Source organism: Agathobaculum sp. TL06, assembly GCF_054658635.1.
This window is the reverse complement of record NZ_BAAGGY010000073.1, coordinates 1-396: the sequence shown is the minus strand read 5'-3', so window position 1 is coordinate 396 and position 396 is coordinate 1. Positions and strand designations below refer to the sequence as shown.

The window sequence follows — 396 nt, the reverse complement described above, 5'->3', positions numbered from 1 at the left end:
AGCCCTTGGCCCAGTGGCTGTTGATGTCGGTCATCTTCGAAGAGTTGTTCGCGTAGGCCGAATCATCAATGGAGTTGTTGCGGACAACGAAGATCATCTTCGCCATTTCCGCACGGGTAACGGTTGCATCCGGCTTGAAAGAGCCATCGGGGTTGCCCTCGATAACACTCAAGGCCGTCAGCATGTTCACAGCGTCTTTGGCCTTAATATCGGCCTCGTCCGTGAACGCCGCACCGGCAAACATGGTGAACGCGCATGCGAACGCCAGTACCAGTGCGAGAACCTTTTTCTGATGGCGCGATACTGCACATAATACTGAAAAAATAGTCGGAATGCGGTCGAAAATACCCTCAAAAAAAAACATTTTGAAAAAGGGAAAATTTGGAGAATATTTTC

1 protein-coding gene is annotated in these 396 nt (G+C 49.5%); it reads right to left on the bottom strand.

Translation table 11 applies throughout. The features are described from left to right. Positions 1-396: S-layer homology domain-containing protein (locus tag ACYQ3S_RS15685; RefSeq protein WP_459690305.1), on the bottom strand; the 396-nt coding region annotated here is incomplete at both ends.